General features: G+C 56.2%; 11 protein-coding genes. 3 read left to right on the top strand and 8 right to left on the bottom strand.

The window, feature by feature from the left end; genetic code table 11:
• Nucleotides 1-11: 11 nt before the first annotated feature.
• From ACO2Q8_RS12540 to ACO2Q8_RS12510, 7 genes are all read right to left on the bottom strand, one after another.
• A complete protein-coding gene (locus ACO2Q8_RS12540) occupies nucleotides 12-1484 on the bottom strand; it encodes an alginate export family protein (protein ID WP_423345157.1) in 1473 nt (490 codons plus the stop codon).
• Nucleotides 1435-2079, bottom strand: a complete 645-nt coding sequence (locus tag ACO2Q8_RS12535; RefSeq protein ID WP_423345156.1) for a hydrolase — start codon at nucleotides 2077-2079, stop codon at nucleotides 1435-1437. The genes ACO2Q8_RS12540 and ACO2Q8_RS12535 overlap by 50 nt, the downstream gene beginning before the upstream one ends.
• Nucleotides 2080-2282: 203 nt before the next feature.
• Nucleotides 2283-2948 carry a hypothetical protein gene (locus tag ACO2Q8_RS12530; RefSeq protein ID WP_423345155.1) on the bottom strand — a complete coding sequence of 222 codons (666 nt, stop codon included), beginning with the start codon at nucleotides 2946-2948 and terminating at the stop codon, nucleotides 2283-2285.
• A gap of 290 nt (nucleotides 2949-3238) precedes the next feature.
• The gene (xylA, locus tag ACO2Q8_RS12525; protein ID WP_423345154.1) at nucleotides 3239-4570 is read right to left on the bottom strand and encodes a xylose isomerase; all 1332 of its coding nucleotides are present in this window, start codon (nucleotides 4568-4570) and stop codon (nucleotides 3239-3241) included.
• 166 nt (nucleotides 4571-4736) lie between these two features.
• Complete coding sequence (locus ACO2Q8_RS12520; protein WP_423345153.1) at nucleotides 4737-5423, bottom strand: NUDIX hydrolase; 687 nt, start codon at nucleotides 5421-5423, stop codon at nucleotides 4737-4739.
• Nucleotides 5424-5551: 128 nt separating this feature from the next.
• A complete protein-coding gene (locus tag ACO2Q8_RS12515) occupies nucleotides 5552-7027 on the bottom strand; it encodes a DUF1501 domain-containing protein (protein WP_423345152.1) in 1476 nt (491 codons plus the stop codon).
• Between the two features lie 5 nt (nucleotides 7028-7032).
• Entirely contained in the window at nucleotides 7033-10242 is a 3210-nt protein-coding gene (locus ACO2Q8_RS12510; protein WP_423345151.1) for a DUF1553 domain-containing protein, read from the bottom strand.
• Between the two features lie 155 nt (nucleotides 10243-10397).
• On the opposite strand from ACO2Q8_RS12510, the gene ACO2Q8_RS12505 reads away from it, so the two are divergent.
• Together ACO2Q8_RS12505 and ACO2Q8_RS12500 are read left to right on the top strand one after the other, a co-directional pair.
• Entirely contained in the window at nucleotides 10398-11270 is an 873-nt protein-coding gene (locus tag ACO2Q8_RS12505) for a helix-turn-helix domain-containing protein (RefSeq protein ID WP_423345150.1), read from the top strand.
• Between the two features lie 128 nt (nucleotides 11271-11398).
• On the top strand, nucleotides 11399-11962 hold the full coding sequence (locus tag ACO2Q8_RS12500) for a hypothetical protein (RefSeq protein ID WP_423345149.1): 564 nt from the start codon (nucleotides 11399-11401) through the stop codon (nucleotides 11960-11962).
• Between the two features lie 148 nt (nucleotides 11963-12110).
• Here ACO2Q8_RS12500 and ACO2Q8_RS12495 read toward each other — a convergent pair whose 3' ends face one another.
• A complete protein-coding gene (locus ACO2Q8_RS12495) occupies nucleotides 12111-13676 on the bottom strand; it encodes an FG-GAP repeat domain-containing protein (RefSeq protein WP_423345148.1) in 1566 nt (521 codons plus the stop codon).
• Nucleotides 13677-13799: 123 nt separating this feature from the next.
• Here ACO2Q8_RS12495 and ACO2Q8_RS12490 point away from each other — a divergent pair, with 123 nt between their 5' ends.
• Nucleotides 13800-15281 carry a gluconokinase gene (locus tag ACO2Q8_RS12490; protein ID WP_423345147.1) on the top strand — a complete coding sequence of 494 codons (1482 nt, stop codon included), beginning with the start codon at nucleotides 13800-13802 and terminating at the stop codon, nucleotides 15279-15281.
• The last annotated feature ends 27 nt before the right edge of the window (nucleotides 15282-15308 follow it).

The following is a 15308-nucleotide window of genomic DNA, read 5'->3' as shown; positions in this document are numbered from 1 at the left end:
CCGGGTGGTTGCTAGAACCTGAACACGACCCGGCTATTGGTGAACAGGGCATTCGTAGCCGCCGGGATGAGGCTGCGGATGAAAGGGCCGGGTTGAAACCATTGCAGCCCGAAATCGGCGCTCAGAAACGGATTGAATTCGTAATTCAGTTTGCCCAGATAAGCCGTACCGATGTAGCGCTCGCGCGACCCTGAACCGGGCTGGTTAAAGGCCCCGCTGGGCTGGTAAATACCGTCCTGCAACGAAAACCGCCAGTTGAATACGGCGTCGCCCTGTACCTGAAGGCCACGACTGAGCTGCAAGGTCCCGTACGGATGCAGGTCAATCAGGTTGGCGGGGCCAATCTGGGGATCGAAGCCGAAATAACCGCCTTTCGGATAGAGTGGGTTGAACGTTTCCAGCCGCCCATCGTCCCGGTTTCGGTCCCCGCTGATGTAATCGTGCCGGATGCCGAGCAACGGTCGACGTTTTGCCGATCTGAACTGATAGCCCAGGTCCACTGAAACCGTCCAAGCCCGGATGGGGCTGTTGCCGAACCGCCCGAACTGGTAAGCCGCTTCCAGGTTGTAGACCAGCCCAATTCCGGTTTTCGCCAACCGTGTTCCGAGGGTATGGCGGACTTCGCGGGCAATACCGGTTTCGTAGGTCATCGCGTGTTGGCGAAAACCCAGATAGTAGTACTCCCAACACCGGTTTTTCCCCACCACCGACCGCGCATACAGGCCCCAGAGATTCGCCTGCCGACTCGCCCTGTTGTCGAACACGCCGGGTTTGACCGTATCGGCCATCATCAGAAAACCGTCTGCCGAGGTCTTTCGGCGCTGGTAGATAAGTCGGGGCCCGGTGAAATAAAGCCGGACATTCGGCAACTCGCGGACCGAGATCAGCCGTCCGCTTCCGTAGTTCAGTTCCTGCCGCCCCAGCCGAAGGGTAAGATGGCTTTGGTCGGCTCCGAACAGCGTTAAGTCTGCAAACAGGTTCTGAACGGCTAACTGGTCTTCATCGATCGGGCGCGGGCCGTTTTTGCGGCCCTGCTCCAGCGCACTTCGCAGTTGGGCAAACAGCCGAAACCGGTGGCCCAAATGTAGATCAGCGTGCAGGACGTAGCGTTGCAGGAGAAACCGGTTGATTCCAATGCTGGCTTTATCCCAGTCTTCGTGGTTGAAAACTGCATAGTTCAACCGGGCTTCTCCGCCCAACGAAGCGTACACTTTTCGGTCGCGGGACAGTGGGATAAACTTAAGCCGGTGGTAGCCTGTGGCGAGCGTATCCGGTGCGTAGTTTTCCTCGTACCGAAGCAATTGGAACGGCTGGGCCGTGACGCGGGGGCCGCTGACCAGAACCGTCAACCCGCTCAGGCAGGCAACCAGCAGGTTGATGACGTGCAGCGGAAGCTCACCTCGGTCGTTCCGGCTTTGGAAAACCGCTTCCGGTTCAGTGAACCAGCGCGTGGTGGGCGTACTGAATCCCGATCCCGTAGGCACCGCCGTATTTTTTGACCAGGTCGGTCACCGGGCCGTAGGTTTCCTGCCGCGCCCAATCGCGTTGCAGTTCCAGCAGGTACTGAATGGCCGTCATCGGCATGGCCCCGGCCTGAATCATCCGCTGAATGGCCCGCTCGTGCGCTTCGATGGACACATCTCCGCAGGCATCCGTGATGACGTACACTTCGTAGCCTTCCGTGATGGCCGACAGCGCCGGGTCCAGGATGCAGACGCTCGTCCATAACCCGGCCAGCACCAGTTTGTTTTTCCCCGTTCCGACAATGGCCTGATAGGCCCGTTCATCTTCCCAGGCGTTCATCGTGGAGCGATCAATGTAACCGGAAGTCGATTTAGGATAAAATTCTTCCACTTCCGGAAAAACCGGCCCGCTGAAGGAATCCTCGGCGACGGTCGACACCACAGTGGGCACGTTGAAGATTCGGGAGGCTCCGGCGATGATGGCCACGTTATTGCGGAATTCGCCGATATTGCTGCTTTTGAGCGGAAACAGCATCTGGCTTTCAAAGTCGACCAGCACCAGCACATGGTTATCGGGCGTCAACAGCAGCGGAGAGATTTTAGGAGCATACGACATGGTTTGAATTGGTTTTTGTGGATGGAATGGATGAATAAAGATGGTAGAAAGCCGTTGGGCAACCTGGACAAAGGTCGTTCGGAGTTACGGGAAGCTTCCGGTAAAAATCGACGGGAATGTGGTAAGAATCAGAGAAAAACGGTCGCAATGTCCACCCAGAACAACGGATCACAACGGTAGGACTGAGCAACAAAAAGGAGCAATCACCAGCTTACCGGCGACGATGGCCGATAAGCCGGTTTTGCCTGCGGCTGCGTTTCCAGCCAGTGCGCCACCAGCAATTGCGTTTCGGGCAGGGGTTGACACCCATACCAGCGGTGAATGATGTTCAGGTGCCGGTCGAACAGAACCCAACCCGGAACGCCGACGAAGACATTAAACAGGAACGTCAGCGGCACGCGCTCAAAACGCCGGATGAAGGCCCTGATTTCGGGTCGCTCTTCGGCCCGCAGGCGAACTTTGTTTTGGCAAAAAGACCATTGCTGGTGATCCCAGAACTCCGGCAGGTACTCCGTCTCAAATGCATCCTGGCTGACCAGGTAATCGAAACCGACCGGAAAATCAATGGATTGCAAACCTGCATCCTGCTCCCACAATGAAGACCCCACCGGACTGCCCAGCCTGTTCAACAGCAGCAGGCGGGTGTTCCGGGCGCTGTTAAAAGCCGGGTTGTCGTAGGCCGTTGACAAGCCCAGAACATTTAAGCCTTGGTCGTGAAACTGGCGATGCAGGGCGTTGGCCTGCGGAATGCCGTAGGAGTACAGTCCGGGGCAATCGAGTTGGAAGATGAACAGCAGGTTCAGCTCGTTCAGGCTGAAACTTCCCTGCAACATCTGATCAATGCGAAGAAATAATTTCCGGCGTTCCATGAGATTACTTAGGCTGAACGCCGGTGGACTGGGCTTGTGTGGATAAGCTGGCAAGCGTGCACGCTACCAGTAAAAGTCGTTCGCAGGTTCTCATGGATGTAATTGGTTAGACCTGCGACAAAGATTCCGGAATTGCGGGAGCGTTCCGTAGTAAAACTTAAGGGCTATTCGGTAAAAATCGAAGAAAAACCGGCTTCCGACCCGAAGCAGACTTATTCGTATAAAATGATTCACCCCGACCGGGGCCTGGTCGGGGTGAGTCAATAACAGATAATCGGTAGAACAGAGGATTAGATATACTGATTGATCAGACTTTCCAGCCACTCCTGCTTGCCGCTCCGCACCTGCGGTTCGCCGTTTTCGAGGGTATAGTTGCGTAAGTCTTCCAGCGTCAGTTGCCCTTCCCGGAATGCTTTGCCGGGACCTTCGTCATACGAAGCATAGCGCTCAGCCCGGAATTTGAGGTAATCCGATTCGCGCAACATCGTATCGGCCACGATGAAAGCCCGTGCAAAAGCGTCCATCCCGCTGATGTGGGCGATGAACAGATCGTCCACATCGGTGGACGGCCGACGTACTTTCGCATCGAAGTTGATCCCGCCCGGTTTGATACCACCGGCCTGCAAAATCACCAGGGCCGCTTCGGTCAGTTCATAGAGATTGATCGGGAACTGGTCGGTATCCCAGCCGTTCTGGTAATCGCCCCGGTTGGCGTCGATGCTCCCCAGCATGTCGGCATCAGCCGCTACCTGCAATTCGTGGTCGAAGGTGTGCCCGGCCAGCGTCGCGTGGTTGACTTCAATGTTTAGTTTGAAATCTTTGTCCAGCCCGTACTGACGCAGAAAACCGATCACCGTAGCTGCATCGTAATCATACTGGTGTTTAGTCGGCTCCATCGGTTTGGGTTCGATGAAGAACGTCCCTTTAAAGCCCTGTTTGCGGGCGTAATCGCGGGCGATGGTCAGAAATTGCGCCAGGTTTTCGATTTCGCGCTTCATGTTGGTGTTCAGCAGCGACATATAGCCTTCCCGACCACCCCAGAAAACGTAATTTTCGCCATCGAGGGCAATGGTCGCATCGATGGCGTTTTTGACCTGCGTACCAGCGTAGGCCAGCACTGCAAAATCCGGGTTGGTGGAGGCTCCGTTCATGTAACGCGGGTTGGAGAAGACGTTGGCCGTGCCCCACAGGAGTTTGACGCCGGTTTCGTTCTGTTTCTGGCGGGCGTAATCAACAATGGTTTGCAGGCGTTTTTCGTACTCCTGCACGCTGGAGCCTTCCTCAACCAGATCAATGTCGTGGAAGCAGTAGTAGGGTACACCCAGTTTGGTGATGAATTCAAAAGCCGCGTCCATCCGCATTTGGGCCCGGACATTGGCGTCCTGATGCTGATCCCAGGCAAACACGCGCGTACCGGGGCCAAACGGATCACCACCCGCACCGGTGAACGTGTGCCAGTAGCTGACCGCAAACCGCAACTGCTCCCGCAAGGTTTTTCCACCGACCACCAGATCGGGGTTGTACCATTTGAACGCCAGCGGATTTTTCGATTTCGGGCCTTCGTAGCCAATGGCCTCTATCCCTTTAAAGTATTTCGTTTCTCCCAAAGCAACAGTTGACATACGTGGTAAAAGGGTTATGTTATGGATGTGTTTTTCAATTTTAATTGTAAAGTTGACGCTTATTTTTTTAATTGTCAATGCGACAATTAAAATTTTTCTACAGGAAAACTTTCTTCTTCTAAAAAAGAATAGGATTATGCCGGGGAATTAGGACCGCCAGCTACACTTAATTGGGGATAAAATTCAGGAACGAGTCAGCCACCTGATGGTATTTCTCGGCATCGACCTTGTAGTAAAAAGCGCCCCGTTTGGAAAACCCCTTCTGTTTTTCCGTCAGCTTGATCAACAAATTGGTTGACAGGATCTTACGACTGAAGTTACGCTTGTCAAACTCGGTATTGTAGATGGCGTCGTAGAGCTTTTTAAGCTGGGGAAGGGTAAATTTTTCGTTCAGCAATTCAAAACCGATCGGGTGCTGGGCGGCTTTGTAGCGAAGCCGCTTGATGGCCAGGTCCACCATGTCACCGTGGTCGAACAGCAGCGGGGGCAAATCGTAGATCGAGAACCAATGTGCCTGAAAAGTGCCCGAAATTTTCGATTCGTAATCGACAATCTTGACGAGCGAAAAATAGGCGACGGAAACCGTCCGGACAATGGGGTCGCGGTCGGGATTGCCAAAGGCGTGCAATTGCTCCAGGTAGACGTTGGTAAGTCCGGTCAGATCAAACAGAATGCGGCTTGCGGCTTGTTCCAGACTTTCATCGGGTTGCAACCAGCCGCCCATCAGCGACCAGGTTTTTTCTTCTACGCCCCGTTTTACGAGTAACACTTTCAGGCTTTCTCCATCGAAACCAAAAATAATGGAATCCAGCGCCACCAGATACGGATGTTGCTGTTTGTATTGATCTAACATAAACTGTGCAGGAAGGTATCAAAAGCCCATTCGGCTCAGCGAATGTACTAATAAAGCCGAATGATTAGGTTACCAGCCCGAGAAAGCCGTCGAAAACAAGTTATTACGAACGAAAACCGCCCCGCCGGTCACGCCAGAATGCCCTTCACGAGCTTGCCTTCCACGTCGGTCAGCCGGAACCGACGGCCCTGAAACTCGTAGGTCAGCTTTTCGTGGTCGATGCCGAGGGCATACAGCAGCGTGGCCTGGAAATCGTGGACATGCACCGGATTCCGGACGATGTTGTAGCCGAACTCGTCGGTTTCACCGTAGGTGATGCCCGGTTTGATGCCGCCCCCGGCCATCCACATCGTGAAACAGCGCGGGTGGTGATCGCGGCCGTAGTTATCTTTCGTCAGTTTGCCCTGCGAGTAGTTGGTCCGGCCAAACTCACCGCCCCAGACCACCAGCGTGTCGTCGAGCAACCCGCGTTGTTTCAAGTCCTGCACCAGAGCCGCCGACGCCTGATCGGTGGCTTTGCACTGGCCCGCCAGTGCTTTCGGCAAATTGCCGTGCTGGTCCCAACCCTGGTGGTACAACTGCACAAACTTGACGCCCCGCTCCAGCAACCGACGGGCCATCAGGCAGTTGGCCGCGTAAGTCCCCGGCTCCCGGCTGTCGGCACCGTAGAGATCGAACACCCAGTCGGGTTCGTCGGACAGATCATTGACTTCCGGCACCGAGGTCTGCATCCGGAACGCCATTTCGTACTGCGCAATCCGGTTGCTCACGTCGGGATCGCCCGACCATTCGGCCTGCGCCAGATTCAGGTCACGGAGCGCGTCGAGCATGTCCCGGCGGTCGGTTTTTCCGTACCCTTCCGGATCGGTCAGGTACAAAACCGGGTCGGCCCCCGACCGAAACTGCACGCCCTGGTATTTCGACGGCAGAAAACCGTTGCCCCACAAGCGGGCGTAAAGCGGCTGATCCTGGGGTGCATTTTTGGACACCAGCACGATAAAGGCCGGTAGGTTTTCGTTTTCGGACCCCAGCCCGTAGCTCACCCACGAACCAATGCTCGGCCGACCCGCCAGTTGGTTACCGGTCTGGAAAAACGTCAGCGCCGGGTCGTGGTTAATCTGCTCGGTGTACATCGACTTGACGAAACACAGGTCGTCGACCACCTTACTTGTGTACGGCATCAGCTCGCTCACCCAGGCCCCGCTTTTGCCGTGCTGCGCAAACTGATACGGCGACCCGACCATCGGCAGCGACGACTGAAACGCCGACATGCTCGTCAGCCGCTGGCCCTGCCGCACCGAAGCCGGCAAATCCTGCCCGTGCATTTTGGTGAGCGTCGGTTTGTAATCGAATAGCTCCAACTGCGACGGCCCCCCGCTCTGGAACAGATATACGACGCGCTTGGCTTTCGGCACAAAGTGCGGAGCACCCAGCAACCCGGTGTCGGCGGGGGGCAGAGGGGTCGGGGCAGAGGGCTTGGGGCCGGAAATTAAGTGTTTAGGGAATAGTAAGGTTCCCAGGGCGAGGGAGCCCAGGCCGAGCGACGCTTTCGTCAGAAACGAGCGCCGGTTGAGCGCATCGACCCATTGTTGTTCGTTTTTCATACTCCTTATCGTTTCATTACAAAAGCGTCCGAATTCATAATCGTGCTGGCTACCACCGTCGTCGCCACCAGGTCCGGCGAGTCGGTAACGGTTTGAGAAACGTTCTCCCCTGCTTCCAGCCAGCCGCGCATTTTGGCCGGGTTTTCTTTGAATTTCCGGTACTCCTGTTCGTAAAGTTTTGCCAGAATCCCGAGTTCTTTGGCCGTGGGCTGGCGGGCGGTCAACAGCCGATATGCCTGCCGGAGCCGGTCGTTCCGGTTTTCTTTCTCCGAACAAACCCGCTCAGCCACATGGCGGGCGGCTTCGACAAACTGCGGATCGTTCAGCAACACCAGCGCCTGCAAGGGTGTACTCGTTTTTTGCCGCTGCACCACGCAATAACTCCGTGAGGGCGCATCGAAGGTGTTCATCGACGGGGGCGGGTTGGTGCGTCGCCAGAAGGTGTACAGGCTCCGGCGGTACAGGCTTTCGCCGTGGTCCTGCTCGTAGGTGGTGTTGTTGACGGCCCACAGCCCGTCCGGCTGATATGGTTTTACGCTCGGCCCACCGATTTTGGGAGACAGCAAGCCACTGCTCGCCAACGCATGATCCCGGACCAGTTCGGCCGGAAGCCGGTAGGCCGGACCACGCGCCAGCCAGACGTTTTCCGGGTCTTTTTGCAAGACCTCCGGCGTCGTGCGCGACGATTGCCGGTACGTGGCCGACAGTACGATCAGCCGCTGCAACGCTTTCATGTTCCACTTCAACTCCTGGCTGAACTGAACGGCCAGCCAGTCGAGCAGTTCGGGATGCGAGGGCAAACCGCCCTGATTCCCAAAATTGTTGGCGTTTTTATGCAAACCGGTGCCGAAATACGTCTGCCAAAACCGGTTGACCATCACCCGCGCCGTGAGCGGATGATCGGGGTGAAAGAGCCACTGTGCCAGTCCCAGCCGGTTTTTCGGCCAGCGCGGATCATAAGGCAGAATAGCCGCCGGAACGTTGGGCGACACTCGTTCGCCGGGCGCATCGTACACGCCCCGTTTCAGCAGGAAAGTCGGTCGGGGCGTTTTTAGTTCGTCCATCACCATCATTTCCGGAATGGTGTCAACCACCCGATTGCGCTCGGTGCGGAGTTGGGTCAACTGCGCCCGCTGCTGCTGCCAGCGGGTCGACTGAGTAGCCAAATAATGCGTAAAGAGGGCAGTTTCGTCGGAAACAGGGAGCGCCTGGGGCGTCATGATACCCGGTTTTTGGGCCAGCAAAGCCGCTTCGGGCGCGGTCAGTTCGCGTTCGTACACCAGCAGTTCATCGACCAGCCCGTTTTTAAAACCGGCCCCGCGCATATCGGCTCCGACCTGCAAACCGGGTTGCTTGCCGCCCAGGCTCTTGCCATCGCCCAGCAGAATGTCTTTGTACAGATTGTCTTTTTCCGTCACCATTGGGGCTTCCCGCCCGTCGATGTACAGCTTCAGGCCACTAGCCTTGCTCGATCCGTCGTAGGTCATCAGCAGATGCACCCATTGTTGTTTGGGCAAAACCGCCCGGCTCACTTTCGTGATGCAGTTGTAGGGCCAGGTGTGCGCCATGAGCAGTTCGGCCCGGCCGTCGCGCAGGTTCAGGAAATAGCCCCGGAAATTGAACAGAATGTCGCCCTGCCCTTTGTGAAAAATCACCCCTTTTTGCAACCCGTTCGGAATGTTAACCCAGGCCCCGACCGAAAACGGCTGCGCCCGGTGAAAAATCCCGACCGACCCCAGGTTCAGAATATCGTCGCCGTTCGAGCGAAACGCCTGCCCGAGTTTGCCCGGCGCCAGCACCGGATCGGCCACGTTCCCTTTGTCTTTCGCCGAAACCGCACTGACAAATTGCTTATCGACCAGTTGATCGAACGTAAACCGGGCCTGCAAGCCTTTTTTCGGCTCAAAAACCGCCGGGCGGTTTTGAGTTCGCCAGTGCGAAAAAGCCGGTTTTTCGGCCTGGGTCGTCGCGGCCAGTTGCTGCTCGGTGCTTTTCAGCTTCGTGTCGATAAAGGCCAGCAAACTGTCGTGCCGGGTTTCGGTGAGGAGCATCGTCGGCACCGGCATGGCGTCGTCCCAGGAGATTTGCCCGGCTTCGTCGACGTTGTTGAAAAAGCTGAACAGGCTGAAATAATCCTTCTGACTGATCGGGTCGTATTTGTGGTCGTGGCAGCGGGCGCACTCAACCGTCAACCCGAGCAGGGCGGTTCCGAGCGTGTTGGCCCGGTCGGCGACGTACTCCACCCGAAATTCTTCGTTCACAATGCCGCCCTCCATATTCTGCGCGTGCAGCCGGTTGAAGGCCGTCGCCAGCCGTTGTTCGCGGGTCGGCTTGGGCAGCAAATCTCCCGCCAGTTGCCAGGTGACAAACCGGTCGAACGGCATATTCTGGTTGAAGGCATTGATCACCCAGTCGCGGTACGGCCAGACGGCCCGGTAGCGGTCGACGGTGTAGCCGTGCGTATCGGCAAACCGGGCGGCATCGAGCCAGTCGACCGCCATTTTTTCGCCGTAATGGGGCGATTTCAGCAACCGGTCGACCACGCTTTCGTACGCATTCGGGCGTTGATCGGCCAGAAAGGCATCGATTTCGGCGGGCGTGGGCGGCAGGCCCGTCAGGTCGAGTGTCACCCGGCGCAGCAGCGTTTCACGGTCGGCTTCGGGGGCCGGTTTCAGCCCTTTGCTTTCCAGTTTTTGCAGGACAAAATAGTCGATGGCATTTTTTGGCCAGGCTTCATTTTTAACGGCGGGCCGATCTTTTTTCTCCGGTTTAATAAACGCCCAGTGCGGTTTGTACTCCGCGCCCTGTTCGATCCATTTGATCAAAACCGCCTTTTCGTAGGGCGTCAGATCGCGATTCGCCGATTTGGGTGGCATCACCATCTCCTCGTCCGTGCTGATCAGCCGGTGGTACACTTCCGAATCGTGCAGGTCGCCTGGTACGATGGCGTGTTTGTCCCGGTGTTTTTTCAAAGCCGCATAGGCACCTTCCGCCGTCGCCAGCTCAAGCCCGGCTTTCTGGCTTTTCTTGTCCGGACCGTGGCAAAAGAAGCATTTATCGGACAAAATCGGTTTGACATGCAGGTTGTAATCAATCTCCTCCGGCAACTGATCGTCGAGTTGGGCAATCTCAGCCGGTTTCTCCGGACCGCATCCCAGGAGAAAAGCGACGAGCGCCGTGGTCAGCACGATGATGAATACACGCAACTGAGTCATTCGGAATGTGATAATTTCGGGAAAGGATAGGTTCAAAAGTAGGCATTCGGGTGGTCGGTTAAAATACAGAAATCAGCAGTTTTTTTGCACAAATCCGACTTTTTGATCATTTTTCTGATAGGAACGCGACCCGGCCGCGTTCCTATCAAAAAACTATGCTTGATCCCATTAACCGGCTCCGGTTCAACATCCTGCACATCGGGCGCATCGCCGTCGGTTCGGAATGGCAGTTCGACGGCGTGGTCAGCCCGTTTTCGCGTTTGTACCTGATTCTGGACGGCGAAGCCTGGGTGTATCACCAGCAGCAGCGGTTCACGCTCAAACCGGGGCACCTTTATCTGATTCCGAGTTTTACCTACAGCCGCTACCACTGCGACACGCGCATGGAGCAGTACTACATTTCCTTTCTGGAAGAAACCGACAGCGGAATTTCGATTTTCCAGCAAACCGGTTTTCAGTACGAAACTCCGGCAAAACCGGTGGATACGGCTTTATTTGAACGTTTGCTGGCGTTGAACGAAGGCCGTTCGCTACGCAACATCGACCCCAAAGCGTACGACAACCGGCCCGATTTGCTCAGTTTCAACCAACCGCTATTGCCCAAATCCGACGGCCGAACGATGGAAATTCAGGGCATCATGCTTCAGTTGATTTCCCGGTTTATGTTACCATCTACCGAATCGATCCAGCAGCAAAACCGCGCCCACCACCAGTTGAGTGCCGTGCTGAGCTACATTCACACCCATCTGGACCAGAAGCTGACCGTCGAAGAACTGGCTGCCCGGCAGCATCAGAATGTCGATTATTTTTCCCGGCAGTTTCAGTCGCTGCTCGGCGTTCGACCCATCGACTATATCATCAACAAGCGGCTCGAACGGGCGCAATTGCTCATGACAACCTCCTCGCTCCCGCTTCAGGCCATCGCCGAGCAGGTCGGAATTGCCGACATTTATTATTTCTCCCGGCTTTTCAAACGCCGGTTTGGCATCCCGCCGGGCCAATACCGCAAAACCGTATGGTTGGTTTGATCCATGTCCGCAACTGATTCCGGTTTTTCGGCAATTCAGGTGTCTGTTTTCACTGTTGAATCGGGCGGTTTTTGACGATTCGATGCCCCGCGACTTATTTCGCAGCCACAACAAATACGCTAATGATCATGCTAAAAATTCGTTTTCTGGCGCTCCTGGCGCTGGTTCTCTTCTCTGTGGCCTGTAAAAAAGGCAGTTCTGACGTCATCGACCCGAGCAGCGATGGCGATTCATCCGGACCGAATCCGTCGGGTGGAAAAATACCGGCCGAACTCGTCGGCAAGTGGTCGTACGGAACATTCTCGCCCACCACGTTCTGGGATTACAATGGCAAATACGGCGGCAATGCGTATCAGCAGGCGCTGGTGTTTGTCTTTCATGCCAACGGAACCTATGAGGAATATGTCGTCAACTCCGTCATGAGCTACAATTGCCGGACAGAAGTCTACACGTATTTCAAAGGAACCGTGAAGGTAAATGAAACCAATCATTCGTTCGTCATCACGCCGACGAGCGGGAATTATCGCGGTTTTTATTCCTGTGCGCCCGGCAGCAACATCAATCGCGACGCCCGGAAGGACGAATTGAAGCAGGAAACCATGAACTATGAGGTGGAAAGCGGAAAAACCGCCCTCAAATTATCCGACGCGGAAGCTCCGCAGGGCGTCCGTCTGCAAGCTATTAGCTGGTAAGCTTCACCCCAACCCCCTGAAGGCCGGTCGGCCGCTGCCGGGCTGAAACATCCGGATTTCAAAAGCCCGGCAGCGGCCGACCGGCCTTTAGGGGGTTGGGGGTGATTACCAAGGGTTCTAAAACTTAGACAGTCTCCCAAAACGCGTTTTATTTCTTTTTCGTCTGATTTTCCAGCAGGATCAGCCCGGTTTTTGAGTTTCGCCAGCGGTCGAGCCATTCTTTGGGGGTGGGCGTCACCCGAAACGCAAACGAGCCCAGCAACAGGTCGTCGTCGCCATCCTGGTCCACATCGGCGGCCTCCATCGTCAGCCAGGCCCCTGCTTCCGAACCCGGAAAGGTCGCCGGTCGGAAACGATTGTTGCCCCGGTTTTCAAGGTAGACAAAGTTTTCGAGCGGTTTTTTCGAAAAATCCGGGAAGAAGGCAATGGCGGCCACATCCAGATCGCCGTCCCCGTCGAAGTCGCGGGCCAGGGCTTTCATCGCTCCGTTCATCGGGTAAAACCAGACCTGCCGAAACCGGAAATTGCCGTCGTTGCGAAACAGCCGAACACCGTGGTAGCGCTTCAGGGAGTAGGAATAATCGGCATTATCGCCGTTGGTGTACAGCAGATCCAGGTCGCCATCCTTGTCAAAATCAACCACATCCACGTAACTTGACCCATAAACCGGCGGAAAACGAAGCACGGTTTTCTTCCAGAATCGCCCCCCGCCCTCGTTGTTGTAAATAGCTACCTGCTCATCGCTCTGCGACAATAGGGCGATGATTTCGGGTCGGCTGTCGCCGTTCAGATCCGCCACAGCGGTATGGAGCGCACCCGGCACCGGCTCCAGGACATGCTCGATGTAGGCCGAACCGGTGTTTTCAAACCAGCTCAGTTGCCCCAGGTAAAAACCGAACTGGCACACCAGAATGTCTTCTCGCCCGTCGCCGTTCAGGTCGGCGTAGGTTGCTTCGACGGGCCGTTGCAGTTTTTTCAGGACAACAGAACGTTCCACCTTTTGCGTAGCCGGGTTGTGGGCAATGTGCAGCAGTTCGCCGGTCATCCGGTCGTTGGGGTCCATGTTGCCCATCGTCAGCACGTCCAGGCTGCCATCGGCCCGGCCCCGCAGGTGGGAAGGCGGATTGAACGTCACAGCCGAATCGACCACCTGGAGTTGGCTGTTCAGAAACCACACCCGCCCGCGCCGACTCCCGACGGCAATCCGTCGGCTCTGCGGTTCGTATTTCAGCAAGGTAATCAGCTTATCGATGGATTGAACGGGTTTCCGAACGAGAAACAACGGCAAGCGGTCCGCCGTGGCCGGTTTTTTTCCTTGCGGTAAGGGTTGATCCGGCGCATTTTCTACGTAATAATCGGTTATTTTCTGCCAATCGTCGGGGTGCAGCATGGGTGCATCGGCAAAGGCGTTGGAGTGCAGTACCCGTTCAATTTCGTCGGGATCGGTCATCTGGTTGAAGGGCGAAATCGAATCGGCCAGAAAACCCATCCGAAGGGCCATCTGCGGCAATACCTTGCGTTTCCAGGTGTCTTTTTCCAGTAAATCCGGTGTCGGCACGACATGGCAGTTGTTGCAGTACTTTTGGGCAAGCTCGCGACCGCTCAGGCCGGAGGGTTCGGTGGGCGTCGCCGATTGGGGGCGCTGCTGGCAGGCCGTCAGACCGACGGTGAAAGCCAAAACAACCAGCAACGAAATTGATTTATAAAAAGACATTGTATAAGAAAAGGAACAACAAACTTACCAAAAAACGGCCTGTTTTTCAAAAATTGAGGGAGCGTGTTTGCCCCGCAACCGGTTTTTCGCATTTCTTTGCACGGCATCCAGGCCATCCCCATCATGACGACTTGCATCCTCGGTGTCGACATCGGCACCACCAACGTGAAGACCCTTGCCTTTGAACCCGAAACCGGCGACATCATCGCCCACGCATCGGCCCCCCTGACCACGCTCCACCCGCAGGCCGGGTACGCCGAACAGGACCCGGAAGACGTTTGGAACAACCTGATTACGGTATTGGATGAAGTTTGCCGGGAAGTTCGGCAGCAAGACCGGACGATTGAAGCGCTTGGGTTTAGCGCAGCCATGCACAGCACCCTGGCGGTCGATTCGGCCGGTAAACCGCTTACGAACGCCATCCTGTGGTCGGACAACCGGGCCGAGAAACAGGCGGCTTCGCTCCGGCACGAGCAGGCCGAACTGGGGAAACGCATTTACCAGCAAACCGGTACGCCCCTGCATCCGATGATTCCGCTGTGTAAACTGGCCTGGTTTCGCGAAAACGACCTCCGGTTGCTGCGTCGGGCTACGGGCTGGATTTCTCTAAAGGAGTACATCTGGCACAAACTGACCGGCCAGTACCAGATCGACTACTCGATTGCCACGGCGACCGGTTTGTTCGATAGCCAACGGAAAGAATGGTTTTTGCCCGCACTCGAATTTGCCGGTGTCCGGCCCGAACAACTATCGGAACCGGTGCCGACAACCTACGCAGGCCGGTTGAGCGGGTCAGATCTTCCACCGGCAATATGCACGGAGCTATCCGACAGTAAGCTATACATCGGGGCCTCCGATGGCTGTCTGGCCAATCTGGGGGCTGGAGCTATCGAAGCCGGGATTACCACCATCACGATTGGCACAAGCGGAGCGATCCGCCGAACTATACAACGGCCCCTACGTGACGAAAAAGGCCGGTTGTTCAGCTACATTCTGAACATCGATGATTCCGTCGACCGGAATTATTACGTGGTGGGCGGTCCGACGAATAACGGGGCCAATGTGCTGCAATGGGTATCGGAGAAACTGACGCAGACCGAAACCGAAGCGGTTCTGGCCGAAGCCGCCACCGTCGAGCCGGGGTCCGACGACTTGTTGTTTTTGCCTTATTTACAGGGCGAGCGTGCCCCGCTCTGGGATGCCGGGGTGCGCGGTTCGTACCTGAATGTCGACTGGCACCACGGACGGGCGCATTTTGTCCGGGCAGCGCTGGAGGGCGTTTTGTTCAATCTGCTCCGGATTGAGCGGATTCTGTCGCGGCATACGGGGCCGACGCGGGTCATCCATGCCAATGGCGGTTTTGCCCAATCAGCTTTTTGGGTGCAAATGATGGCCGATATTTTCGGGGTGCCGGTGCGGCTCAACGAGAGCAACGAAAGTGGCTCCATCGGTGCGATCCTGCTGACGATGAAGGCCACCGGACGCGTTGCGTCGCTGGCGGAAGCGACCCACCACGTTGGTTTTGGCCAGACATTTGAACCTGACGCTGAACGGCACCGGCGCTACCGACAAGTCTATGAGCGGTTTGAAAAAGCCTTGCCGTAGCAACCTTTTGATCCGTTCCAACCAGAT

Source organism: Larkinella sp. VNQ87, assembly GCF_049445795.1.
In the GTDB taxonomy this organism is placed as follows: domain Bacteria; phylum Bacteroidota; class Bacteroidia; order Cytophagales; family Spirosomataceae; genus Larkinella.
The sequence above is the reverse complement of the archived record's forward strand: the minus strand, read 5'-3'. Positions and strand labels throughout refer to the sequence as shown.